This window comes from Clostridium sp. D43t1_170807_H7 (assembly GCF_015555905.1).
GTDB lineage: Bacteria > Bacillota > Clostridia > Clostridiales > Clostridiaceae > Clostridium.
This window is the reverse complement of record NZ_JADNLK010000006.1, coordinates 66,366-92,120: the sequence shown is the minus strand read 5'-3', so window position 1 is coordinate 92,120 and position 25,755 is coordinate 66,366. Positions and strand designations below refer to the sequence as shown.

Genomic DNA, 25,755 nt, shown 5'->3' with positions numbered 1-25,755 from the left:
TCTAAATATACTTTGACAAAATTTCCATTAAAATATTTCTTTTTTCATTATCATCTATAGAACTTCCGTATTCATCTACAACTTCTTCTATTGCATTAAATAAAGTGCTTCCTATTGGTGATATTTCTGTCTTATTAAATGTTTTCTCTACTAATTCCGAATCATTATTTTCAAAAACTATTTTTATTACTCCATCAGTATCATCTATATCAGATGATACTTCATAATTTTCTATAGTTTCTTTACTATTTTTAATGCCTTTTAAATAAATATCTACACAATTATCATTCCAATCTTCTATTGATAAATTAGAGAAAATATATGCTAAATTATTTATTATATCAATATCATTATTAGTAGTTTTTTCTATTAATCTTAAAAACTCATTAGTTTCAGAATCATATAAATGGCATTTTTGTTCTTCTGATAATCCTCTATACCACTTATTTAAGTTTCCTGATAATGTTCCCGTATACTTATCATCAATCATATTATTGGTTTCTGATATTAAGTATTTTCTAACTGTATCATCATGTTCATCTAAATATTTTTTAATTTCCTTTAATTTTTCAATACACTCTTCATAAGAATCTACATTTAAATATTTAGGTATGTTGTTAAATATAAAGCTTCTATAATTAATGTCGTATTTTACTAATTCCCTTCTTAACTTTACTATTTCATCACTTATCTCTTCATCTAATTTAATATTGATTTTATGGTTTTGAGAATATAAACTTAAGGATTGCATCCATCCTTTCAGCCCATTCATAATATCAACATACTTATTATTTGATTGTTTATTTAAATAACTGTTAAACATATCAAATAGATTATTTATATAAATATCTTTTTCTATAGTTCCTTCTTCTAACTTTATTAAATACTCCGTAGGTGTTTCATTTATATTTTCTATTATTGAAGAATCTAAAATCAGTTCTTTTTTACTCTTACCACTTCTTAAATAAATTACAGCTTCTTCTTTATAATCTTTTAATATAAATGCTAAATAAACAGGTAAAACACCTTTTCTTATTCCTATTTTATTTTCATTAGTAGTTAATAAAGTATATAGTTCATTAAATGAAGCTTCTTTATTAGATGATTTTAAAATAAACTTTTTAATTTCATTTAATACTAATTGTATATCATCACTATAATCATCTTTAGTTTTAAGTAATCCTTTATTCACTAACATAGATCTAAATAACGTACTTTCTGCAGAATTTTTATTATAATCAAATTCTAAATAAGAGTTATCTAATATCATTTCTATAATATTATGTCTTGCTTTTTTTATAGGTAATGATATTTCCTTTTTATTTATAAGTTCATTATTTATTATAGGAGTTCTCTCAAAATTTTCCTTACATATATCTGATAAAAGTGCAGACAACTTATTTGGCTTTAATCCACTATATTTTTTATTATTTATATAAACTATATTATTTTTATACGAAATATCATAAGTTGTATTAATATAAGTTGTTATCTTTTCAACTATATCATCAAATAAAATATCTAACTGACTTTCAATTGCAGAATCCTCTTTTAAAAATTCACTATCTGCTTTTAAAAATTCTATTGCCTTATATTCTGAAATATCATGCTTTATATTTATAACTTCTTTAGGTAAAACTAATATTATTCTGTTATCATTTATGCTATTAATCCATTCTATAGCTTTTTGATTGTCTTCTTTTTCTTCATTTATTAAATCTATTATTAATCCATCTGCATTATAATCATTAAGTATTTTTTCAGCACTTAAGTAAGCTGTAACTTGATTTAAAGTCATAAAAATACGCTTAAAGAATCTAGTCATTTTATATTCATCATTATATCTTTTAGGTAATACATATTTTAAATTTACTATTTCATTATATATATCAGCTATATTAGGTGATTTAAACTTAGTTTCAACTAAATTTGTTATCTTAGTATTTATATCAACTGATGATAAAGGTATAAAATCTAATGTATCACTACTTTTTCTTAGAACTAAAACATTTGTATTTCTTAAACTTTCAATTTCCTCTATTAACTTTTTCTTTTCTATATTTAAAACATTACATAAAACTTGTTCTGTTGGAGGCAATGATGTAAAATCATTTACTATATAAATTATTCCTAAAGCTTTAATAATTTTCTTTGCTTCTTCTGAATATACAATTTTTAATGCTGTATCAGCCTTTACCCATATATCATGAATTGCTTCATTAAATGTCTCTTTTCTAAATAAAGGTTCGAAATAATCATAAATTTTATCTATTGTTACTAAATCAAAATCCTCTTCATTATTAACTAAGTCGATTAATGAATTTGGCTCATATTTACTTAAATAAGTAAATAAAGTTCTTTCATTTTGAGCAACTTTTTCACTTATAATAGGTAATGCATATGTTGAATATGGATTTAAAGGGAAGCATCCTTCAAGAATATATTTCATATATTCTTCGTTATCATAGCTAAATAAACTTTGAGCACTCCAAATATTCTTATCCGAAATAAATTCTTTATCCTTTAAAATAGCTTTAACCTTATTTATATCTTTGACTATTGCATTTGCTATTAATTCATAATTTTGTTGTGCACTTGTATTAAATAATACTTCTTTAAATCTACCTTCAATAGCTCTCCATGCATCTATTTTCTCTTGTGGAATCTTACTTATATATTCATTTATTGTTTTATGAGTAACACATACTAAATGCATTTGAGGATCTTTAGATCTATTACTTAATTCAGCAAAGTCTTGTAATATTTTTAAATTCATAGCGCTATTTATACCTGCGCTAGCTTCAATAAATTTACTAAACTCATCAAAGACTATAATTATTCCATCAAATCCATATTTCTCTTTTAATATATGATTTGTTTCTTCATACAGCTTAACAACATCTGTATTTATAAGTGGATTAAACTCTATACCTGAAGTTATTTCTTTAAATATATCTTTAAATATTTCATATGAATCAGTACTAAATGATTTTAATTTTCTTTTAAAAGCCTCCAAAGTTACATTAGATTTAGCTTTAATTAATTCTTTAACTACGTTTATTGTTTGATCGTATTTTTCCCATCCTTCTAACACACTTAAAGCTGAATCAAAATATGTATTTGGAAGTACATCTTCAATACCTTGATTTTTAAGAGATTGATTTAGTGCAATTAAAAAAGCTTGATTTAAATCTCCTGAATTAAAGTTAATAACTATAGGTAAATACTTTTTATTCTTTAGTACATTCATTGCAAGTTCTGAGCAAGTGTTATCTATAGCTTTTACCTTATCAACTAAAACTTCTAATTCTTTTATCTCATTATCTCCACACATTAATCCTAATAACACTAATAGTAAATGACTTTTACCCTTCCCATAAGGTCCAATTAAAACTGTAGCTTTATCTCTACCATCAACAACATTATTTAATAAATATTCTTTTAAAATTTCTACAGATTTCCTCGTTGGAATATATCCTTTTATTTTATTAATATTCATTAAATCGTATTGAATATTAATTGAATACTGAAATCCTTCATTTCCTTTAATAAAATCAGCATATTTCATCTAGTTACACTCTCCTAAACTTCTGAATAATATTTATTTAAAATATTTACTGCTAGATCTGTAGGATAGATAGTATTAAGTCCTGCTGTTCTATTTACTCTTATATATCCTTCATCTTCTAATTTATCTACATAACTGTTTATAGAATTTTTATCTAAATTAAAAACTTTTCCTATATTATTTTCATCTTCTATTAAATTTTTGATAGAAGTGGCTGTTTCTAATCCTAAATTATCCATAATTACATATAGTACAATTAATCTATCTAACTTATTCTTATCTGGTTTTATTTTATATATTACCTCTTCTTTTCCTCTTACGTTTACCTTTTTTATCAATCCTAAATCTGAAAAAGGACAAATTAAATTATCTTCTGGATTTTTAAAATCATTCTTCTCTGCAAAATAAGTTTTAATTATACAATTACAATCATCACTTAATGATCTTGAAGAAATAGCATGTTCTGGATCTATATTTAATATTAATTGCTTTATTGCCTCTTCCATTTGATGCTTACTCATTTCCGTAGATTTTATTTTATTAAAAAACAAATTCCATATAGTTGCTAATTCTTTATTTGTAATTAATTTATAATGTAATAAATATAATGTACCTAAATCTTCAAAATAAGGGTCTCTTTTAACTAATATATCTCCAAAATCTTTAGATAAAACTTGATATCTCTTTCCTTTATCTCCCCTTTTTTCAATTGTTAATCCAATAGCTTGTAGCCAATACCTAATTGACTTTACCATTGCTGATCCTACTCCTAGCTTGTCTATAGCGACTTGTAAATTTGAAAGAAGATACGGATCTTCCTTAATTGCAATTGTTCCTTTTCTTAACCACCCTTCTCTAATATAAAAACTTTCATGTCCTCTTATCTTAATTTTAGTATTACTCATTAACTGTCACCTCTTTTTGTTATAAGAACCTTCCTCATGTAACAACCACCATCAAAATGATTTATACACTCTCCACATCTCACACATTTTTCATCTATTATCCTATATGTGTCATTAACTTTATTTAATATTAATTCATTTTTATGTGCTGGTTTTTTAACAATAATAGCATCATGTTTACATGCACTTTCACATCCTAAACATCCCAAGCACATTTGATATTTAGTTAATTGACAATCTATTTTCATTTTAACTTCTTTTAGACTTCTCGCTTTTCCTAGTGGAACTTTTAAAGCTGTTATCTTCAACTGCCTGCTTCCAATTTTCCCCTGTAGCCTAATAATAGGATTTCCTATCCTATCAACTACATAAACTTGTCCTAATCTTTCATTTCCCATTTCTTTATTTATCCAACCAAAAGGTTTGAAAAATTCATATAATTCTTCAGTAATAGGCTTGTTTAATTCATAGTTAAAGCTTTCATTTTCATTTGCACATGGTTTAAATGAAACAAATATATTACTACTATATTCAACACCATTTCCACCTTGTCTAGCCTTCCAACTACCTTCATCAACGTATACTTCTGGATCTGGTTTTCCTATCCTTTTAGCAAACTTAACTAATTGATTTCTCCAAGCATCTGCTTGCTCTGGCATATAAATTTTAGCTAAATATTGTGCCCATGAACTATTATTAGGACAACACCAACACCCTACTCTAGAATATCCCAGTCTATATGCATCATTGAAATCTATATTAGTAGTTAAAAGATATAACCATATATCAAAGTCACACCAATCTATTATAGGTGAAGATACTTTTTGTTTTGTAATTTTAGGACTATCTACTGATCTATCATATTTACTTCTACTTACCGATTCATTTCTTCTAATTCCATAAAAAGTTAATATCTTCTTTTTACTTTTAAATGTAGCATTTATTTTCTTAGTAATTGCCCCTGTCTTAAATACAATACAACACCATCTCATAACCCTGCTCGGCGGACCAACAACATCACACATATCATAAAAATTCTTTTCTTTATTTCTAGCAGATAAAAATGGTGTTTTTCTATGATTTAATTTAAACCTCTTTGCATACTCTTCAGTCATTGGAAATTCTAATGTTGTATCTCCAAATATATGTATAATACCTGGATTCCCTAGTGCCCTTATAACTAAATCACTTACAACTGTACTATCCTTTCCACCTGAAAAAGATACAAAAGTTTCATCATCTCCATAATTTCTTTTTTCCTCAATTATAAATTGAGTTGCTTCTGATACTATAGAATTAAATCTTCCTATGTTAGCCTTTTTAAATTTCTCGATATATTCATTGAAGTATTTATATGTATTTTGATCTTTTAAATCATTTAACTTTTTGATAACTTCCTTCGAATCCATTTTCATTAAGTCAGAAATAGATACCTTTAATGCACTTCCATCAACTATGTACCTATTACCTGAACCATTCCACACAGATGATTTTAAAAACTTAAAAGGCTCTCCAATTAAAACTTCTAAAAGTAACCTTTCTTCTGGAAATACTGGTCTTATATCAGTTGTGCTTTCTTTCCCCTTATTTCCACATAAAGAACAATACTCATCATATATTGGTATATTACATTCCTTACACCAATATAATTTTGATTTAATCTGGGTTCTTTCACCACATATCGAACATGTGCTTAAATCCCCTTCAATATTACATGTTTCACAAAAATATCTAATCATGTCATCTCCCTCATTGGTTATATTCTTTATATACAAATTAATAATATTTTATTTTTTATACTAAAAAATCAGTATTTAATATAAATTATACTCTCACAATTTTTACCTAAAGTTCTTTAATTTTATTATACAATAATAGATAAATTAATTTTGTCGAATTTTATATTAGAAACATGTGTATATTATGCATATTAATACTATTTATGGTAATATATTTTATTTTAAAATTATTTTTTCCATCTAATTCCTTAAATATATATTTTCAGCGCTTTTATTTTAAATTTTATTAAACATTTTTAATAAACACGCTTAAATTTTTATTTTATATTTAAATATTTAAAATTAAAATATTACACTATTAGAAAGTCTTAATATTAGACTTTATTCAATTCTAATTATGCTTTAATATGCATAACTTCTATGTCGAATATTGTTGCCGTTATTCATAATATATTATTGAAATAAAATATTCTATCTATTTGTTATAAAACTTAGGTATGCTAATAACACAAATTTTCTTTGTATCACCTTTGAATTACTCTTCGTATATTCCTACTAAATTCACTAATACTAAACCTCTCAATATTCCCTTTACTATACACATTAACCTCATGCTTATTAAAAATAACTAACTTTCCATTACCACATTCCATATGCATTACCTTATTATCATCTTCATTTAAAACAGCATTCTCTCCAAACCTCTTTAATTCACACCAAGCCCTATATTCTTCTTTACTCTTAATCAAAAGTTCAGCAATCATAGTGGCATTTTTTAATAAATACTCACTACTATAAAGACATCTTCTAACAGCATATCCCATTACTTCAATCTTTTTAGGTAACTTAATCCACTTTTCAACTTTAATATAATAATAAATTTCATTAGAATCCTTAGGTAACTCACTAATTTTTCTTCTCTCAACTTCTTTTATCTCAATAACCTTTCCATAATAAGAAATTCCTGCTTCATTTTTAAACTTATTTATTGGTTGTGATAATGCCACATATTCAACCTTATTCTTAACAAAATCAACACTTTTCTTAGGAACATGATAAAAATTATTTTCCATTACTATATCAAATTGCTTCTCATCTTTAACTGGACCAATTAAAACATTTCTATTATTAAAATACTCATCTCTTAAATATTCATCATTACCAATTTGACCTAACGATCTCTCAAAAGTAGAATAAGATGATTCATTAATTAATTCATCTAAAAACTCTTCCATGAGCTTGGTACTAGAAGGTAAAAAAGGAATTGCCCCAATATTAACTTCATTTATACTCTTATAAAAACTATGCTTTTTAAATTCCTCTTCATCCTTATGTGGAAACAGTACAAATGCTCCAAAAATACAATTTTCATATTTGCTGTTATCTTTATTTTTATACACAATAGCATCTCTATATCTGTGCATTGTATTAATATCCTCTTCTTTAGGCCCTATTCCTCCATACCTATTTTTATAATCCTTACTATTTTCTATCTTATATTTAGCATCAAATATAAATTCATAAGCCATAGTGCTTTTTCCCTTATCAATAGAAAGAATATTATCTGGCTTTTGATTAATAGTCCCTGATAAAGTATTAGTATTATATAACACTCTAAACTTTTCCTTAGTTCTAGGATTTTCATATACAAGGGTAGAACTCTTCCCCTTACGAAGAGCCACTACTATACCTTCATTATTTACTTTAATAAAATCAGAACTAATTAGTTTATATTTTTTTCTTAATAAAGAATTTATTTTTATAAAGCACCAATACTCATATAATAATGGCAAGTCCTTCATAGATATAGCAAATATATTACTATTAATATTTAACCCCTTTTGTAACATCAAATAATATTTATAAATTTCTCTATATCCACTAGCCATACTAAACACTAAAGATACAGAAATATTTTGATGCATATTTGATACTTCCTTTAAAAAAGAAGTATTAACTATTTTCATAATCTGTTTTTTCATCAAAATCAGCTTATTAATAACTTCCTCATCTTTATTCCAATATGATTTGTTATACTTACTAATAAACATATCAATTTTCTTTACTATTCTTAAAAGAATAAACTTAAGAAATCTATTTTCATTTGTATCATAAGTGACTCTTTTACTTATCTGTAAAGCCTCATTTGGAATATATCTTCCTTCAATATTTTTCACAACATGAGGTCTTTTTTCAAGCCACTTAATAGTTTCATTAGTAGTATTTCTTAAAGAATGATATTTGCAAATTCTACTATCCTTAACTAAACCATGATGTGGATTATAAATTACAATATTAATAGCCTTAATTAACTTCTCATAAATATAATTTAAAATACTATAAAATTCTGTATAAGTATTACCACTCTTATTTGCTAACTCAGCACCTAAATAAGTACTACTTAAAAATCCATAAGCTAAATTATAAATTTCTTCATTAACATCTCTAAGTAATTCTTTATAATCATCTTTATAATCTATCTTGCTTGGGAATATCTCTACTGTAACCTTTAAATGCTCATTACCATTTACAAAAACATATAAATCGGAATATCCTACATCTCCTCTGAAGTTAATAATTCCACTTAGCATTTTACCACTTCTACCTGTTGGAGTTACTTTATTTCTAATATTAGTATTATCATGATAAAAATCTATTTTAACTTTATTTTTTGCCTCAATTACTATTTCATAATTTTTGTATTCTTTAAAATGAATATTCTCATCAAACTCAGAATTAATAATATTACAATTAAATCTTACATCTAAGCTTTTTTCTTCTGAATATCCTACTGCATTTTCATTTCCCTTTATAACAAAATATATTTCATCAGTTTCTATAAAAATCAGCTCTTTATTATTGCCAGAAGGTTGTGAATCCATCCCTTACAAACCTCCTTATCATATAAAGAAGCTTTTCACTACTTAATTTATAATTGCTTTCTTTACTTATCTTAGCCATCTCTTTTAAAGTATTTTCATCTAAGTAATCTTCAGCATTAAATTTAGAATCATTTAAAATATTAAATATCTTAACTAATATTTCTAAAATGTCTGAATTACTTCCATGTATTTTAGGTAATATTTTTTGAGTTATACAATAGTCCATAGCCTTATCAAAATCAAAAATATTATTTTTTACTGCATATATCATATAAAATACTATTTCATCTCTTACTCTAAATCCAAAGTGTTGATTGTATTTTTCTAAGATATCATTTATTTTTATTAATTCATCTATAACCTTAATTGCTATATCTTTATTATCTTTACACTGTGAAATCTTTAAATAGTTAGACTTTAAAAATTCATTACTATAAATTCTTTCTTTAAATTCAACTTCATCTAAATCTATGTGAAAATTATATTTTAAGTTTACTTTATTAAATTCTATAGTGTTTGCTCTATCTAAAACCTTTTTACTAAACGGAAATGTAGTTTCATCCATATTAACAGTTCCTACTATATAAAGATTTTCTGGGATGTATACATCTCCATATTTATCTATAGCTTCTATATCTCCTTTTCCGAACTGAACTTCTTTAAGTAAATTTTCAGTTATAATTTCACCATCATCATTTAATTTTCTAGTTTCCATTAAAGATAAAATATCACTAAAATAATATTCTACCCTAGCTAAATTCATTTCATCTAAACATATAAAATAAGGTTTATCTGGATGTTTCATTGCTTCATATGCAACACTTGTTATTATTCCCGGAGTAAATTTACTTTCAATATTTCTATATCCTAAAAGCTCTGTTGCATCAGACCAATCTGGTCTTACTGGAATTAGAGTAAATCTTTTATTCTTATAATTGGCACCAATAGCTTCTGCAAAAAGCTCAACTATTTTACTTTTACCTGTTCCTGAAATACCACTTAATATTACGAAAGGTTTAGTTTTAAGAGATAAATAAAAGTTTTTAATTAATTCTTCACTATAATGAAATCCTTTGCTAGATATGTATCTATGAATATAGCTTATCTCATCATTTATATTAGCTATATTCCAAAATTCATTTTCTAAGTCTTCATTTGTATTGTCTTCAATTATATCTTCATCTTCTAAATTATCTTCTAAATCATTTTTTTCTTCATCTTTTTTTGATATTAATTTGATAATAAAAGTGTCTTTTTCATTACCTTTATAGAAATCTATATATTCTTCATAATCTTCTGGTAACTCATTAGGATTTTTACCATTTTGATTAATATACTTTACAATATAGTCGTATGATATCTCTAATACTTCTGTTAATAATGTTTTTAAACTTTTATCATTAAACATTATTCTTATGACATCATCACTTCTTCTATTTTCATTATTATTTACCCAATCAATTTTACTTTTGTATCTTTTTCCATTACAAATAACTGTCACTAACTGTTTCTGTCCTTTAGATAGCTTCACTGATAAATTATCTAAAAATTCATTATGTAAAGCTTGTGGTATCACTGTACCATGTCCAAAAGTTGAAGAATCAACTCTTTTAGTTGCTATATATCTATTATCTTTATTATCTTTTCTAATCCATGTTCTGGATAGTTTTATCATATCTAAAAAATCTCCTTTTATTTTATAAGTTTACGCAAAAAATTTATTCTACTACTTTAATTTTATTATACAATATTTTTTACAATAAAATATTCTTCAATCCATATTATCTTTACTTATAAATCATATAAAATTATTAAAAGCACCTACATTAAGTAAGTGCTTCCTATATAAATATCATATCTCTTTTATTTTTAAATAACTTCATGGTTCTTTTGTAATTAATAATATTTTTCAGCATACACTGTTTTATATTTTTAAACATACTATTCTTTTACAACAATTATTTTTTCACCTAAATCTTTATATGATATAACTAAGTTTTCTTTATCTACAATTATATAGTTATATGTCTTTAATATAGTTTCTTTATTTTCATTTATTTCATATTCAGCTATTAAAACTTTATCATCTAGATCAGATAAAATAGCCATATTTTTATCTTCATAAATTGTTGTTTCGTATATTGTCTTACTTTCTGGATTATAAGAAAACCTTACAAAAAGTGGTACTATTAACATAATAAAAGATAGACCAAATATTACCCCAGCAAACATATTAAAGTACTTTTTCAACTTTTCATTATTATACATAATACCTATAATACTAATTACTGAAAGTATCGTAATTACTATTGATAATTTAAGTCTATTATTATTAACAGAAAACTTTACGCCAAGTGCTACTATTAACATAATAAGTACTAGAACAAATATTACATCAGTAAACATATTAAAGTACTTTTTCTGCTTTTCATTAAGTTTGCTTCCTATTTCATCATTATATGTAATACATATAATTTCAACAATTGAAAACAATGCAATTAGGATTGACACTCCAAATATATGATTATTAACAAATATTGCAAACCTATTATTCTCTATAATATCCATAATATCAAATAAATTTTTTATATTTAAAATTGAAAAAGTAACTCCCATAGCAAAAGTAACAAGCCATGCCATTAGTTTATCAGTATTTTTAGCAGTTCTATTTTTATAAAATTTTTATATACTAATAATAATGAACTAAAAATTATAGAAATTAAAACAATTATTAAGATTAAATAAAATATTTTATCCTCTATACTTCCTTGAAAATACTTACTCGGTATCCCATAATAAGATTGATTTTTTTGCTTATACATTTGATTATAGAAATAATTAACAACAAAATAAACTCCACTAATTATTGTAAATATAAATCCACCAATAAGCTTTAAATTTTCTACATTATCAGGATTAATATTATTAATAAAATTTTTTAATCTCACCTCATTATCCCCCTACCATATTACTTCTTATACTATACTTTTCTATAAATCAAACTAAATTCCTTTAAAAACAAATCTCTCATAGTGGTTAATTAAACGATAAATTTTCATTTACAAAACTTACTTTTATAACTGCTTTAATCTAATATTTTTTATATTTATTTTTATCTAATCTCTAAATACTTCTGTGGAATTAATTTCATAAATCTACTAACATCTTTACTATGTCCATATAACCCTCTAGTATTTGAAGTTATATATAGTTTTTTCTTAGCTCTTGTAATTGCAACATAGAATATTTTCTTTTCTTCTTCCATATTATTATTTATTACAGATATAAATGATGGGAATGTTTCTTCTTGAATACCAGCTAAAAATACATTATCAAACTCTAAGCCCTTTGCTTGATGAACGGTTATTATTGGTATTCTTGTTATGCCACCTCTTCTTACCATTAGCTCTTCTAATTCTCCATTTGATAAACCTGTAATTTTAATTACATCTAGTAATGAATCTCTATTACTCTTTTCAGAGATATCCATATCTCTTAATAAGGCATAGAAGTCTCTTAAACGTTCTAACCTAGCTTTACTTTCTTCACCCTTATATATATTTTTTAATCCTACAGTATTCATTACATACTCTACTATTTCATATGCTCTCATATTTTCAGAAGCTATAAATAAATCATTTAATTTATCTCTTATATCTTTAAAACTTTTTAAGTATTTACTCATTAAAGCCATTCTTTCCATAGTAGTTGGTTTTAAATACTCATTAACTGCATAAATTAGTAATTGTCCTGTTGCTAAAATATCATCCATTGCATTATGAGTAGGCTTATGATTTGTAGCAAATATTGAACTAAGTGTTTCTAATTTATGATTTCTTGCATTAGGATAAAATCTTCTATAAATATCTAATGTATCAAATATTCCTTTAAATTTATGCTTACCTAAATTAAGCTTTTCTAATTCACTTGTTAATATGTTTACATCATATTGAACATTATGTCCTACAATAACAGCATCTTCACTAAACTTTAAGAAATCTTTAAATACAATTTCTTTTTCTTCACCATTTTCTTTTAGGAATTTATCTGAAAATCCATGTACAAATTCAGATGTTCCAACTGATTTTTTATTTTTAACAAACCTTTCAAATGTATCTATAACATTACCATTTTTATCAATCTTTATAGCTGCTATTTGAATTATTTCATCTTCTGTTACATCAACACCTGTACTTTCTACATCAAAAACTATAATATTGTTATTTTCAAGTTCATTAATTAGTAAAGAATATTTCTCTCCATAGTTTACTGAATCTGGATTAATATAATCAGCTAGTGTAATCCCTATTTGTTTATATTTATCAGAATTTATATCACTTAAAGTTGCATTACCTATTCCTGTTGGTAACCTATCTAGTATTCTAGATAAACTTATAGAATCATTTTTATTAGCAATTACTTTTAAAAATGCTATCATATCTTTAATTTCTTGTCTTCTGAAAAACTTATATTGATCTACTAATATAAATCTATAATTATTACGTCCTGCGCTACTTAAAGCCTTACTTAACTCAATATTATATTTATTATCTCTTGTTAAAACACAAGTTTTAGATATATCTATTCCTTCTTGTATTAGCTTATCTATCTCTTCTACAATAAATCTTCCTTCATTTCTAATTCCATACTTAGTTGAAAATATTATTTTGTCACCTTCGATACTAGATGAAGACTCTATCCCATCTTTATACATTTCACTTATTTTCTCACCAAATGAATTCTTAAGAAAATCTAATGACGTATTTGTTAAGTTCTTTGTAGCTCTATAATTTTTATCAAATATAATCTTTTTAGGATTATACTTAGAAATAAACTTTTCAAATATTATATCTGGATTAGCCCCTCTCCATTGATATATTGATTGAAATATGTCACCACAAAGTAATATATTATTATCTTTAAATATTTTCTCAATTATTGAATACTCTAATGTACTAGTATCTTGCATTTCATCTATATTTATAAACTTATACTTTTTAGAAAGAGAATTTACTACCTCTTCTTCATTAAATAATTTATAAGCATGTTCTATTAAGTCATTAAAATCTAGTCCATGATTATTATTAAGTAATGAGTTATAAGTAATAACTAACTTTGCTCCATTATATTTAAGATAATCTTTCATATCTGTATCCAAACTTCTATCTATAAAGCACATTTTATCTATTTTATCTTCTTTATCTTCAAATATAGATTTAATTATCTTATTAATATCTTCCTTGTTATCATCTGTATAAATATTTAGTCTTAATCTTTCAGTCTTTACTAAATCAACAAACTCTTTTAATCCCTTAATAGGATAATCATAATAATTACAAGTACTAATAAGCTCTTTACAATCTTCTTCATCAAACACTATAAAATCAGTAAATATATCAGTTCTTTTTTTAGCTTGCTGCTTGATTATATCAAAACAAAAGCTATGAAAAGTTCTTATACTAATTCCTCTAGCATCTGCCCCCACTATTGCTTCAATTCTTTCACTCATTTCCTTGCAAGCCTTATTTGTAAATGTAATACAAAGTATTTCTGATGGCTTTGCCATTTTTTCTTTAATAATATTAGCTATTCTTCTAGACATAGCATCTGTTTTTCCAGTTCCAGCTGATGCTAATAAAATAATATTATTCTTTAATTCTGATACAACTTGTTTCTGTTTTTCATTTAACTCCATTAACTTGTCCCCCTCAATTAAATATTATTATTTTCATTACTTTCTGAGGTTTTATTTAAATTAGATAGATACTCAAGTATAGCTTTTGTTACAAAACTTCCTATCTCTGTTATCTCTTTCATATTTTCTGAGAAATAATTAAGTAAATAAATATTTTTATTATATTTATCTAATTCCTTTACTCCTTCATCAATTACTAATTCATACTTTTTATCATAATCTTCTTCATCTTCTCTATCTAAGTAAAGAAGAGTAGCAATTTTAATTTTATTTTTATTATTATTTAATAAACTAAATAAATCATCATAAACTTTTAAGTTTCTATCCAACTCTAAAATATCCATAATATCTTTATATAATTTTTCACATAACTCCGAGCACTCACAACCTTTTAATGCATCTGAAATTACCTCATTCGCAAAATCACCTTTTGCTAAACCTTCTAGAGTAATTATAATTTTATTGTCTTCTAATTTAATTACTAACCCTAAAAGTTCTATAAAACCTAAGAATAGGTTATGATACTCAATTTTATCAATATTAAATAACTTTATTCTCTTAGAATAACCAATATTCATTCTTCTCTTTACGGTTTTAAAGTGTTGATTATTTAAATACCCGTTCTTCTTTGAATAATTACAAAAATCTCTTACAATAAATCTAGCATCATTTTTAATTTGAGTTTTATGATAAGCTTCATTATTATTATTTAATATAGTTATTATAATATTTTCAGCAATGGCAAACCGCTCTATCCTTTTTCTACACCAATTATTTGAATAGTCAAAATACTGAACATAAATTAAATCATCACTATTATTAAATCTATACATCAGAACTAATATTTCTGCACTCTTCATTTTAAATGGTATATATCTTACTTCTATATTTGATATCTGTTTTAAAGCTTCTAAACTATTATCTTCTTCTTTGATTATTAAATTAATAGCTCCTTTATCATCTTCCTTATCAAAATAAACTTCTCCATGCTCTACTGATTCTAAATATTTATACATACTAATTCCCCCTATTATTAAATGTTATTATTTAATTATAGATGGATATTTATTTATGTCCACTAAAATAAGAACAAAGTGGCTTCGCCACGCCCACTTCGTGGTAACAATTTTGCAATTTTAAACTCTAAAACCCTTGATATAACTAGCTTTTAAGTCTTAAAAATTTTATACTTTCCTATACATTAAAAAAGCAGCTACAGAATTAAACTTTGTAACTGCTTAAATATTTAACTATACTGATATAATTTTCACTTTTTTATAATATGTATTGTTTTTTTATTATCTATAATATCTATTAATTCTTTTATATCCACTATGACCTGGCTGATTTCCATGACAACTCTTACATAAAGCTCTTAAATTTGAATAATCAACATTAAACTTATTACTATCTAAATGATGAACATCAAGTTCACCTCTATTATCTGAACAATCCTTTCCACATTCATCACATTTCCAGCTCTTATATTCTCTAAACTTAAGTGATATTTCACTCCAATTACTAGGATATTGATTAATTGGCAAGTTATTTTCAGTATACTTAGGAAGCTGATGAAATTTAGTATCATATTTTTTTAAGAATTCATTTATAGAAAAATTTAAATAAATATTATTTTTATTTTGATAATTAGAATAGCTATATTCATTATAATTAATTTCAGAAAGGCAGTTTTTACATACTCCTAGCCTACGAACTTCATTTTCACTAACTAATTTATGAGTACTACTATCAAAAATATTAACAAAAAAAGTTCCATCAGTTCTTCTACTTATAACATATCTATTTAATTTATGATTACCTCTCATTTCCTTTAGAGTTTTACACCAAGATATATGATATTTATATTCAGATTTATATGAGTACTGATCCCTTATATATAAAATAACATTCTTATTTTCGTAAACCAAAGTATTATCAATACCTACCTCTAATTGATTTAAGTCTATATCTATACCTCTTCCTCTTTCTAATTGAGTGAAATTAGCTTGTTTTAAATTTAGACTTACATGATTTAAATCACACTCTAGCTCTGTAACATATCCTTTGGGTATATTCAATTTCCTTCTAATCCTTGTAAACATATTATTTTTTATATAATTTGGTAGCTTCATGTTTACTCCTCTTCCTCATATTCATTTATAATTTCATTTATAATCTCATCTGAATTAGTAATAATTCTAAACTCTACCCTTCTAGACTTTTCCTTATCTTCATTTCCTTGCTCATCAAGTATAATCTGGCTATATGACATTCCATTAGCTGTTATTTTGCTTATTAACCAATCTTTATATTGTTGACTTTCATTTAAGTTAATTAAATGCATCAATACATTTCTTGTTCTATCTTGTGATAATTTCATATTAGCAAAATAAGAATCTAGCTCTGTATTTCCACCACTCCATTCACTAGATGTATGTCCCTCTATTCTAATCTCAGATACGTTGTCTTTATACTTATTAAAAACTAAATTTATGTACCTTGGGAAAAATGAATTTAATATTTCTTTAAACTGTGGTTTTATTTCATCCTTTCCTGCATCAAATAAAACTTCTGGCTCAATAAAACTAATAGTTCCATCTTTATCAATTCTCATGCTCCACAATTCTACTTCATTTTTAAACTCTTCATATAAGTCATAATAAATATTACCTTTAGTTTCTTCATAAGTTTGTACTACTTTTTCTATTGTGGCTTTTTGTTCTTTCATTTCTATATTCTCATCTGCTACTCTACTCATAAATGCAACAGCAATAAATAAAAATACTATCATTAAACCAGACATTAAATCCGATATAGATAACCAAACTGATTCTTCTTCTGTACTCTTTCTGAATTTATTTAATTTACTCATTATTAATAAACTCCTTCTGGTATCTTAGTAACCTCAGCTAGTTTATCAGCTAGCCTTCCGTAATCATCTGTAAATCTTTCAGATATAGTTACTAATTGTCTACCTAAAGAATTTAATGAATTTGTTAATTCAGTCTCTAATAATTTATCTAACTGATCCACCTTATTTGTAAATACCTTTTCTACCTCTTCTACAATATCTTTTATTTGTTGAGAAGTATTAATTGTTACTTCCTCTAACCTCTTATTAGACTCAACAATAATAGTATCAATACTATTATTCATACTATTAGTTGTATTTTCTATAGTTACACATTGGCTTTGTATAGAGTTTTTTTGTAATTCTGTAACATTATTTATTTCGGTTGTAAATTTAGTTAAATCATTATTAAATCTTAAGTTTGCATCTTCTATACTCTTTCTTAAATCTGGAATTACATCACTTAATTTTTCTACTAGAGTATTAAATTCTTCTATATATTTAGTTACTTCTTTTCTAAATAGATCATTATTTTTCTCTAAACATTCTTTAGTTTTATCAAAAATAACTGCTGTTGCTTGTTCAGTATCTGAAACAACACTATCTATATGTACATTAAGTTTATTAGCATTTTCCTCTAAACATCCTTGGAAATTATCAATAGATTTTACTATATGCTCTTTACTACTATTAAAATACCTATCTAGATTAGGGATTAACTCTATAGCATTTTTTGAAGCATCTGATAAAGTTTTTAATCCATTTTCAATTGAATCTTGTTGATTATCTATAGAATCTAATATCATTAATAACTTTTCATTATTATCCTTAATTATTATTGAACTAGCTGCTATGCTACTAATATCATCTTCCACCTTAGATATAGCTTCAAAGACAAGTTTTAAATTATTTTGAGTTGTTTCAATAACCTCTTTATAATTTTCTTGCCATACTAATAAATCACCAACTGCTTTATTTAACTCTTTAAAGTTATCACCAAATTGCTCTGTAATTTTATTATTAAAATCTTTAATTACATCATTTAGTGCATCAATAAGAGCATCTGTATTATTCCTTGCCATTTCCTTGCCAAATTCTTTGAACTCTTGAATTAATTCATCCTGTTTGCTTGTTAAACTACCATTTAAATTACTTATTTCTTCTGCTAAAGCTTCTTGACTTCTCTCCCAATTACTATCTTGTTTATTAAATTGATCTATCATTTCTTGTTGATTTTTTATTAATGTTTCATTTGTTTTTTTGTTCTCTGCGAGCATTTGCTTAAATAAATCTTCTATACTATCTATATTTTCCTCTTCTTTTCCAACTAAAAAATTTTGTATTATCTTCATACCTAGCGATGCTAGCATACCTACTATAGAAGTCCTAAATGCAGTCTTCATTCCTATTAGTAATTTAGGAACACTATCGCTTATATTATGAGGATCAAAGTCCATTAATCCTATTGCTATTCCTCCAAATGTTCCTAGTACACCAATTGTTGATGCTACCCCTCCCCATTTATTAACTTTTTTGTTTTCTTTAAAAAACATAACTATTGTGAATATTATTCCACCATAACAGCCTAAATCTATAATTTTACTCATTTCCATTTTTACTCATTCTCCCCTTTTTCTATTTTTTATTCTTTTTGTCTCTTTATTAATTTTAATAATATAATTATTGTTAATAGTACAATAATTAGAGGAATATTTATTCATAATTGTTGTTTTTCCCTTAATTAATAACTATTTATCTATATTTCCATAATAAAACAATAGTAATTATATGTCAATTTATGAAATAAAATATCTTATTTCCTTGTATTTTAAATCAATATTAAAAGCACCTACATTAAGTAAGTGCTTTCCATAATCATATCATATCTCTTTTATTTTCAATCTATATTGTTTAACCTCTTTACCCTTATAAAGAATAGCATTCATAGGACATATGTTAAGACACCTAGCACATACTACACAATTATCTCCGAAAACAATATTCCCACCCTTAATATCTATATTATTTTCAGGGCAACTCCTAACACAAGTTCCACATTTATTACATTTACTTGATGTAGAAAATTTTCTAGCCATCTTTTTAGTACTTTTACCGTAAACATAACTAGTATACCTACATATTTTCTCCATAGCGAATTTAGCTTTTTCTAATTTCATCTTACCATTGCTAATATCCATTGCAAATTCTTCTGCAACTTTTTCAGCAGCTTTACAATTTACTGTAGCATCTCCCCCATCAAATTTATCAAATGGAGGTAAGAAAAAATTATTTGTCATTTTTATAGTTTTACTTGCTTTAACATTAATATTTTTAGGTTTCAAAATATTAATTATTTTTTTAAATCCTGCTTTAATACTTGAACCACCATTTATAAATACAGCAGCCTCAATTGGTTTATCGCATTTACTTACATTCTGTTTTAGCCAATTTAAAAAGAATAAAGGCATATACTCACAATGTTTTGGAGCTCCAAATATAAAAAAGTCAAAATCATTATAATTTTTAAACCATCCCTCTTCAAGCTTTCTTAGTTCAACTATATGATGCTTCTTTTCTAATGTAGACTTCATTACCTTTGCTAAATCTGCAGTATTTCCTGTTGCACTAAAATAAAAAATTCCTATTTTCATTTCTATCCCTCTAATCAACATTACGTCAGTATTATTTCTTAATTAATAAATTTATACTAATAAAACTATTATTTTATTCTACTCATTGTAATATTAACTATCTATAAAAATAAAATTAACTTTTCTCCTTAAAAATCACTAACCCTAGAATACATCCCATTCCACTTCAAAGCACAAGTTCCCCTTCCCCCATGTCTATTCTTTATAACAACAGCATTCATACACTCAGGATTTTCATCTGCATTCTTAGAATTATATTTAAGCTTCCCTTGTTTAAATAACATATCTCTATAAGCTCTGTCATCAAGCTTAATATTCCTATAAAGAGCTATAACCTGATCACTATCTTGCTCAATCCTAGCACTATCTTGAATATCACTAGAATCAATTTTTTCAATAGCCATATCTCCCCCCTTTTTATCAACTACCCTATTGGCCTGAGCTAATAAAACGATACAAATATTCTCTTCCATAGCAAGTTTCTTTAATACTCCACTTATCTTCCCAAGTCTATTTGTCATAAGATCCTTATCAGAAAAATCTATATACTTATTAATATAGTCAACAAATACAACATCCAACTCATTTTGCATTTTATACACCTTTATCTCATTAACAAACTTTTCAAAATCAACTTCTGTAGATACATAAATCTTACTTCCTATTAATCTAGCCATAAAGTTAGCTATTTTATCCTTATCCTCTGCTAATATAGTATCCTCATCAATACTTTTAGTAGATAGAGATAAATAGCTACCTGCTAGTTTACTAAACACTTGATTTCTACTCATTTCTGAACTACCATAAAAAATCTTATGTCCATTTAGTGCCATATTAGAAGCAATCTGCAAAGAAAATGTAGTCTTACCTACACCACTTCTAGCAAATACAGTTATAAGCCTTCCCTTTTGAAAATTACCTAAATATCTATCAAGATACATTAATCCAGACTTTATGCCCTTGTCTCTATTTTCATCATAAAGCCAATTTACATATTCATCATATTGCCCTTCTATATCTATTTCCTTTTTTATATTACACTTATGAATTTTAACTTTTACACTTTCAACTTCACTTTCAATTTCATCAAGTCCCATATCACTATTTACCTTGTCCATCATTTCAAGATAAAGATGTTTTTTATAATTATTTATTAATAACTCTAATTTTGTGTTAAAAGCTAATTCACTAGAACTACAAGTAAATACTTCTGATACATAACTAACACCATCCATATCACCTATAACTCCTTTATGATATTCTAAAAAAGTTATTAGATCTATTTCTAAATTCTCATCAACCATTTGCAATATACCTAAATAAATTCTCATATGTTTAGAATATAAAAACATCTCTGGCTTTATCTTATCCTTTGCCATAATAATAAGATTGTTATCTTTAAGCATTCCCCCTAAAACTTCTTGTTCTAGTTGTATTTGATTATTACTTAATATCACCATAAAATACCCCTCTGTAATTCTTTAATTAATAATTTGTTTTCTATTCTTGATTTAAAGATATTTTTTCTAATCTATATAATCCTCAATATTTATATTAAACTTCTCTTCTTGATTCTTTTTTTTAACCTTGAAGTTATAATTACACCACATATCACCATCATTTAAGAACCTTTTAACACCATTTTCTTTTATTAAAAACCTTGCTAAAGTCCAACTATAGTCATAGTAATGACTGCTATGGTAAACTTCACTATAATTTTTTATAGCAGTTATTATATTCTCTTCTCCATAAATATTAATTGCATATTCTATTGCAGATTTAATAGGCTTATATAATATTTTTTCATTACTTATTCCAGTTTCATTCCAAGCATTAAATATATTTATATATAATTTATTATTTTTATTTATATATATATTATTATATTTATTATTATTTGAAGCATAGGTACCACCCTCAAACCCGCTATTTACCTTATGTTCAGAATACTTATCATATTCATTACTAACTAGTTCAATATAACTACCAGTATCATTATTAGCAGTGGTTATATTACTACCAGTATCTAAATTACCACTAGTAATACCATTACCTGGTTCTCCATTGCTACTAGTATTTTTGCTATAAAAATCTCCAGCATAGTGATTTTCACAACTATACTGGCTTTCTTTATTATCATGGTCAAAGTTATTTACAATTGCATTAAGATAATTTTTAATAACTCTATATTTATTAGTTCTTCCTACACTTTTTATTATTTCTATATATCCCTTATTCTCCAAGGACTTTAAAATCCCTAAGATCTTTTTTTTACACTTAGTTTGGAATGCATCCATCAAAGTTGCAATTGAAATAGCAATCTCATCTTTAACTTCTTCTATCATTGATATAAACATTAAAAACATATATCTTTCATCTTTATTAATATTTTTGTCATTAAAAACATTTGTAATAACTTGACCATTAGTATTCATTATATTTCCTCCTTTTAAACCTTTACTTTATCTACCTAAAGACCAAAATCGTACTCATGTAACATTTTTTCTATAGTAGTTTCATATATTGAACATAAATCTAAATTAGGTTGGATTGTTATAAGCCTTATTTTGCTGCACTCCATCCTAGATAAAAATTTATCTATAGCTCCTATTCCTAAAAACTTAATTTCCTCATTGTCGTATGCAGATATAACATTAACATTTGCTGAAAATAAAGTAATTACCTCTATAACATCTGTTCCTATTAAAATTACATCACAAGTTTTTGAAATAAAATCATCACCATCGGGAACTTCCACAGTTTCATTAAATAAAATTCTTACATTTTCATTTTGCATTTCATCTATTCTATTAACTATTACTTTAAAGGCTGTAAATGATAACAATTCTGCATAATCTGAAAAACCATACTTTAACCCTAAAGCTATTACTGCTTCTTTAAATTCTTCGCCTTCAATAAAACCATAATTTTTTTCTAACTTTAATATAGTCATTTCCTTAATAAATTCTTCATTTAATTCATTTGCTACACAATTAATCTTCATAAATTCCTCCACCCTTTAATTATTTTTATATCTTGGTAATATATTACAATATGTTTTTTTCATATCTTTAATAAATTTCTTAACTTAATTTAAAAAATTCTTATATATGTATTAAGAATTTCACACCTTTTTCTTGTTGGTAACTTGTAATAAATTTTTATAAGATTTAAAGGCAGTAATAAGCCTTATTTTTACATAATTCTTATTACTACCTCTTCTTATTAAATTAACTTACTATACAGTAAATTTTGTAACGGCTCTTTCAGTTACTTGAGCTGAATATTTTGATACTAAAGCTCCCTTTTTATTTTCAAAGATATTATTTTCAATTAAGCTATCCATTAAAGCTTGTACCTCATCATTTGTTATACCAGCCTTAACATCTGAAATTGAAATGTTAGATTTCTCTCCTGTTTCAGTTAAAAATGTCATTGTTAATGTATATTCCATAATTCACGCACCTCCATATTATTATTCTTGAATTTGAGATAATTCAGTTACATAGAAATTTCTAGTATTTGCACTAAGTAAATCTGCTACTATTGCAGCTACTGATTGAACTTTATTAAGATCTGCATTTGCTACTAAGTTACCTATTTTCTTTTTTGTAAAGGTTGGATTCCCATCCTTGTCAATTGCTGATTGAACTTCAATTGATAATACTGTGCTTTCTAAAGCTTTGTTTGCCATAATAAATTCCCCCATTTCATTTTGTTTTGTAAGTTTTTTTATTTTTTTGCCTTACACTTAAGATATATACATGAAAAAGGAGTTTTTACAGATTTTATTTATTTTTTTCAAATAAAATAAAAATATTAATAATTGCCATAAAAAAATAGTAGTTAGCTTTATTATTATTTAAAACTAACTACTATTTTTCTATTCATATATTGCAACTGCATTACTTTCACTATTTATTCTATATCTAATAAAAACATATCTTCTAGTTCACACATAAATTTCATGTAAGTTAACATAAACTTAAGCCATGCATCATATCTTCCTACTCTTAATGAAGCTTCTATTGCATCATAATAAAAACCTTTATCTTGATTTCTAATAATTATTCTTGGATAACCCTTAGCAGTTAAGAGTCCATTCATAATAAGTCTTGATAACCTACCATTTCCATCCATGAATGGATGTATCCTTACAAAATCTAATTTGAATTTTAAAATATCTATTAGCTCTCTATCACTATTGTTAAATCTATCTATAGCTTCATTTAATTGATTTATAACATTTTCTGGTGGTGGAGTAATTAGACTATTTGAAATATATACTTGATTACTTCTAATTTTTCCTTCCCACGTACTATTTTCTAGTGTATTGAAAGTTATATCCTTATGAATATTGCAAATAAACTCTAAACTTAAATCATTATTTATAGAAAAATTATCTCTTATGGCTCTGTTTAATTGTATTACTTCAGTTTGTGATCTTAAATCAGCATCTTGAGCTATTCCTTCAAGTACAGCTTTTGTTTGCCCTTTTGTTAAAGTATTACCTTCTATCTTATTAGATGTATATACTTCTAAATATGCAATTCTATCATTAAAGGGTCTATATCTATATGTTTCTATAATTTTAATCATTTCACTCTGTGAAAGTCTACAATTTTTCACATTATAGCTTTTAAATTTTACTTTTTTAAAATTACTAAAAAACTGAACATCTCTAGCCTTAAAATCATCTGACATCTTACTACCTACCCTATCATTTAATCTAATTAATAATTAATTTTACCATATATATAAAATACTCTCCACTATTATATGGAGAGTATTTTATATTATTTTTCTTTAAACTAAATATTATTTTACTTAGTTCAATTTAATGTGTCTACTACTTTATACTAACACCACTCTATATTTTAGTTAAAACAAACTTAACAGATTACCTCTTACTTTTCTACATTTAGTATACTAATTAATATTAATCCCTTATCCTCTTCAACTCTAAATACATATTTTATATTTTTATTTTTTTGATATTTCAAATCTTCTATTGTTTCTGCATATTTCTCTATTTCATTAGGTTCTCCGTAGGCTTTTATAATATCTTCTTTAGTTGCCCCAAAAGTTATACCTTTTGGTAGTTTACACTCTACTCCTGATGTATCATGTACACTCAATCCTGCTAATTTTGTGTCACTTGTTGCTTTTGCAGCATTATTATCGTTAAAGAAATTTACATATATTTCAGCATTCCCTTTTTTCATTTCACTTAATATAGAATATTCATTTGGATTTAAAACCATCCCACCTACTTCTTCCCAACCATCTTCTTCAAATTCTGAAAATTCAGCAGGTAATTTATAGGTCACTCCATCTAATTCTACTGTAAAATCTTTTAAATCTTTAGGCAGAGTATTTCCACAAGCTACAAAACTAAAAACTATAATAATCAATAAAGTACTAAATATATTTTTTCTCAAAATTAACCACCTTTTCCCCTCAT

Annotated in this window: 20 protein-coding genes; all 20 read right to left on the bottom strand. The window is 25.2% G+C overall.

Translation table 11 applies throughout. The features are described from left to right. Window position 1: 1 nt before the first annotated feature. Window positions 2–3,568 (bottom strand): hypothetical protein, encoded by a 3,567-nt coding sequence (locus tag I2E98_RS05410; protein WP_195467949.1) that lies wholly within the window; start codon window positions 3,566–3,568, stop codon window positions 2–4. A gap of 14 nt (window positions 3,569–3,582) precedes the next feature. Then, on the bottom strand, window positions 3,583–4,473 hold the full coding sequence (locus I2E98_RS05405) for a DUF4007 family protein (protein ID WP_195467948.1): 891 nt from the start codon (window positions 4,471–4,473) through the stop codon (window positions 3,583–3,585). Continuing rightward, complete coding sequence (locus I2E98_RS05400; protein ID WP_195467947.1) at window positions 4,473–6,212, bottom strand: phosphoadenosine phosphosulfate reductase family protein; 1,740 nt, start codon at window positions 6,210–6,212, stop codon at window positions 4,473–4,475. The genes I2E98_RS05405 and I2E98_RS05400 overlap by 1 nt, the downstream gene beginning before the upstream one ends. A 524-nt stretch (window positions 6,213–6,736) precedes the next feature. Further along, window positions 6,737–9,094: a restriction endonuclease-like protein gene (locus I2E98_RS05395; protein WP_195467946.1), complete on the bottom strand. Its 2,358-nt coding sequence runs from the start codon at window positions 9,092–9,094 to the stop codon at window positions 6,737–6,739. Beyond that, window positions 9,069–10,769, bottom strand: a complete 1,701-nt coding sequence (locus I2E98_RS05390; protein WP_195467945.1) for an AAA family ATPase — start codon at window positions 10,767–10,769, stop codon at window positions 9,069–9,071. The genes I2E98_RS05395 and I2E98_RS05390 overlap by 26 nt, the downstream gene beginning before the upstream one ends. Window positions 10,770–11,035: 266 nt before the next feature. Continuing rightward, the gene (locus I2E98_RS05385) at window positions 11,036–11,734 is read right to left on the bottom strand and encodes a hypothetical protein (RefSeq protein WP_195467944.1); all 699 of its coding nucleotides are present in this window, start codon (window positions 11,732–11,734) and stop codon (window positions 11,036–11,038) included. Beyond that, a complete protein-coding gene (locus I2E98_RS05380) occupies window positions 11,734–12,042 on the bottom strand; it encodes a hypothetical protein (RefSeq protein WP_195467943.1) in 309 nt (102 codons plus the stop codon). The genes I2E98_RS05385 and I2E98_RS05380 overlap by 1 nt, the downstream gene beginning before the upstream one ends. A gap of 164 nt (window positions 12,043–12,206) precedes the next feature. Beyond that, window positions 12,207–14,789: a 3'-5' exonuclease gene (locus tag I2E98_RS05375; protein WP_195467942.1), complete on the bottom strand. Its 2,583-nt coding sequence runs from the start codon at window positions 14,787–14,789 to the stop codon at window positions 12,207–12,209. Between the two features lie 17 nt (window positions 14,790–14,806). Further along, on the bottom strand, window positions 14,807–15,805 hold the full coding sequence (locus I2E98_RS05370; protein ID WP_195467941.1) for a hypothetical protein: 999 nt from the start codon (window positions 15,803–15,805) through the stop codon (window positions 14,807–14,809). A 282-nt stretch (window positions 15,806–16,087) separates the two neighbouring features. Next, window positions 16,088–16,921 (bottom strand): HNH endonuclease signature motif containing protein, encoded by an 834-nt coding sequence (locus I2E98_RS05365; RefSeq protein WP_195467940.1) that lies wholly within the window; start codon window positions 16,919–16,921, stop codon window positions 16,088–16,090. Window positions 16,922–16,923: 2 nt separating this feature from the next. Further along, on the bottom strand, window positions 16,924–17,661 hold the full coding sequence (locus tag I2E98_RS05360) for an OmpA family protein (protein WP_195467939.1): 738 nt from the start codon (window positions 17,659–17,661) through the stop codon (window positions 16,924–16,926). A gap of 2 nt (window positions 17,662–17,663) precedes the next feature. After that, window positions 17,664–19,253, bottom strand: coding sequence for a MotA/TolQ/ExbB proton channel family protein (locus I2E98_RS05355; protein ID WP_195467938.1), 1,590 nt, complete (start codon window positions 19,251–19,253; stop codon window positions 17,664–17,666). 267 nt (window positions 19,254–19,520) lie between these two features. Next, window positions 19,521–20,291, bottom strand: a complete 771-nt coding sequence (locus tag I2E98_RS05350) for an EFR1 family ferrodoxin (protein WP_195467937.1) — start codon at window positions 20,289–20,291, stop codon at window positions 19,521–19,523. 128 nt (window positions 20,292–20,419) lie between these two features. After that, entirely contained in the window at window positions 20,420–21,751 is a 1,332-nt protein-coding gene (locus I2E98_RS05345; RefSeq protein ID WP_195467936.1) for a DnaB-like helicase C-terminal domain-containing protein, read from the bottom strand. Window positions 21,752–21,817: 66 nt separating this feature from the next. Continuing rightward, window positions 21,818–22,726, bottom strand: coding sequence for a hypothetical protein (locus tag I2E98_RS05340; RefSeq protein ID WP_195467935.1), 909 nt, complete (start codon window positions 22,724–22,726; stop codon window positions 21,818–21,820). 35 nt (window positions 22,727–22,761) lie between these two features. Continuing rightward, window positions 22,762–23,295, bottom strand: a complete 534-nt coding sequence (locus I2E98_RS05335; protein WP_195467934.1) for a DUF2800 domain-containing protein — start codon at window positions 23,293–23,295, stop codon at window positions 22,762–22,764. A gap of 234 nt (window positions 23,296–23,529) precedes the next feature. Next, window positions 23,530–23,745: a DUF2922 domain-containing protein gene (locus I2E98_RS05330; RefSeq protein ID WP_195467933.1), complete on the bottom strand. Its 216-nt coding sequence runs from the start codon at window positions 23,743–23,745 to the stop codon at window positions 23,530–23,532. 21 nt (window positions 23,746–23,766) lie between these two features. Next, entirely contained in the window at window positions 23,767–23,985 is a 219-nt protein-coding gene (locus I2E98_RS05325) for a DUF1659 domain-containing protein (RefSeq protein ID WP_195467932.1), read from the bottom strand. A gap of 224 nt (window positions 23,986–24,209) precedes the next feature. Then, complete coding sequence (locus I2E98_RS05320; RefSeq protein ID WP_195467931.1) at window positions 24,210–24,995, bottom strand: Fic family protein; 786 nt, start codon at window positions 24,993–24,995, stop codon at window positions 24,210–24,212. A gap of 203 nt (window positions 24,996–25,198) precedes the next feature. Continuing rightward, window positions 25,199–25,732 carry a hypothetical protein gene (locus tag I2E98_RS05315; RefSeq protein WP_195467930.1) on the bottom strand — a complete coding sequence of 178 codons (534 nt, stop codon included), beginning with the start codon at window positions 25,730–25,732 and terminating at the stop codon, window positions 25,199–25,201. Window positions 25,733–25,755: the final 23 nt, after the last annotated feature.

Coding starts and splice junctions, on each gene's coding strand:
- I2E98_RS05360 (WP_195467939.1), bottom strand. CDS start 17,661: ATGAGTAAATTAAATAAATTCAGAAAGAGTACAGAAGAAGAATCAGTT.
- I2E98_RS05370 (WP_195467941.1), bottom strand. CDS start 15,805: ATGTATAAATATTTAGAATCAGTAGAGCATGGAGAAGTTTATTTTGAT.
- I2E98_RS05345 (WP_195467936.1), bottom strand. CDS start 21,751: ATGGTGATATTAAGTAATAATCAAATACAACTAGAACAAGAAGTTTTA.
- I2E98_RS05400 (WP_195467947.1), bottom strand. CDS start 6,212: ATGATTAGATATTTTTGTGAAACATGTAATATTGAAGGGGATTTAAGC.
- I2E98_RS05385 (WP_195467944.1), bottom strand. CDS start 11,734: ATGGCATGGCTTGTTACTTTTGCTATGGGAGTTACTTTTTCAATTTTA.
- I2E98_RS05410 (WP_195467949.1), bottom strand. CDS start 3,568: ATGAAATATGCTGATTTTATTAAAGGAAATGAAGGATTTCAGTATTCA.
- I2E98_RS05355 (WP_195467938.1), bottom strand. CDS start 19,253: ATGGAAATGAGTAAAATTATAGATTTAGGCTGTTATGGTGGAATAATA.
- I2E98_RS05390 (WP_195467945.1), bottom strand. CDS start 10,769: ATGATAAAACTATCCAGAACATGGATTAGAAAAGATAATAAAGATAAT.
- I2E98_RS05365 (WP_195467940.1), bottom strand. CDS start 16,921: ATGAAGCTACCAAATTATATAAAAAATAATATGTTTACAAGGATTAGA.
- I2E98_RS05325 (WP_195467932.1), bottom strand. CDS start 23,985: ATGGCAAACAAAGCTTTAGAAAGCACAGTATTATCAATTGAAGTTCAA.
- I2E98_RS05340 (WP_195467935.1), bottom strand. CDS start 22,726: ATGAATACTAATGGTCAAGTTATTACAAATGTTTTTAATGACAAAAAT.
- I2E98_RS05320 (WP_195467931.1), bottom strand. CDS start 24,995: ATGTCAGATGATTTTAAGGCTAGAGATGTTCAGTTTTTTAGTAATTTT.
- I2E98_RS05395 (WP_195467946.1), bottom strand. CDS start 9,094: ATGGATTCACAACCTTCTGGCAATAATAAAGAGCTGATTTTTATAGAA.
- I2E98_RS05335 (WP_195467934.1), bottom strand. CDS start 23,295: ATGAAGATTAATTGTGTAGCAAATGAATTAAATGAAGAATTTATTAAG.
- I2E98_RS05330 (WP_195467933.1), bottom strand. CDS start 23,745: ATGGAATATACATTAACAATGACATTTTTAACTGAAACAGGAGAGAAA.
- I2E98_RS05405 (WP_195467948.1), bottom strand. CDS start 4,473: ATGAGTAATACTAAAATTAAGATAAGAGGACATGAAAGTTTTTATATT.
- I2E98_RS05375 (WP_195467942.1), bottom strand. CDS start 14,789: ATGGAGTTAAATGAAAAACAGAAACAAGTTGTATCAGAATTAAAGAAT.
- I2E98_RS05350 (WP_195467937.1), bottom strand. CDS start 20,291: ATGAAAATAGGAATTTTTTATTTTAGTGCAACAGGAAATACTGCAGAT.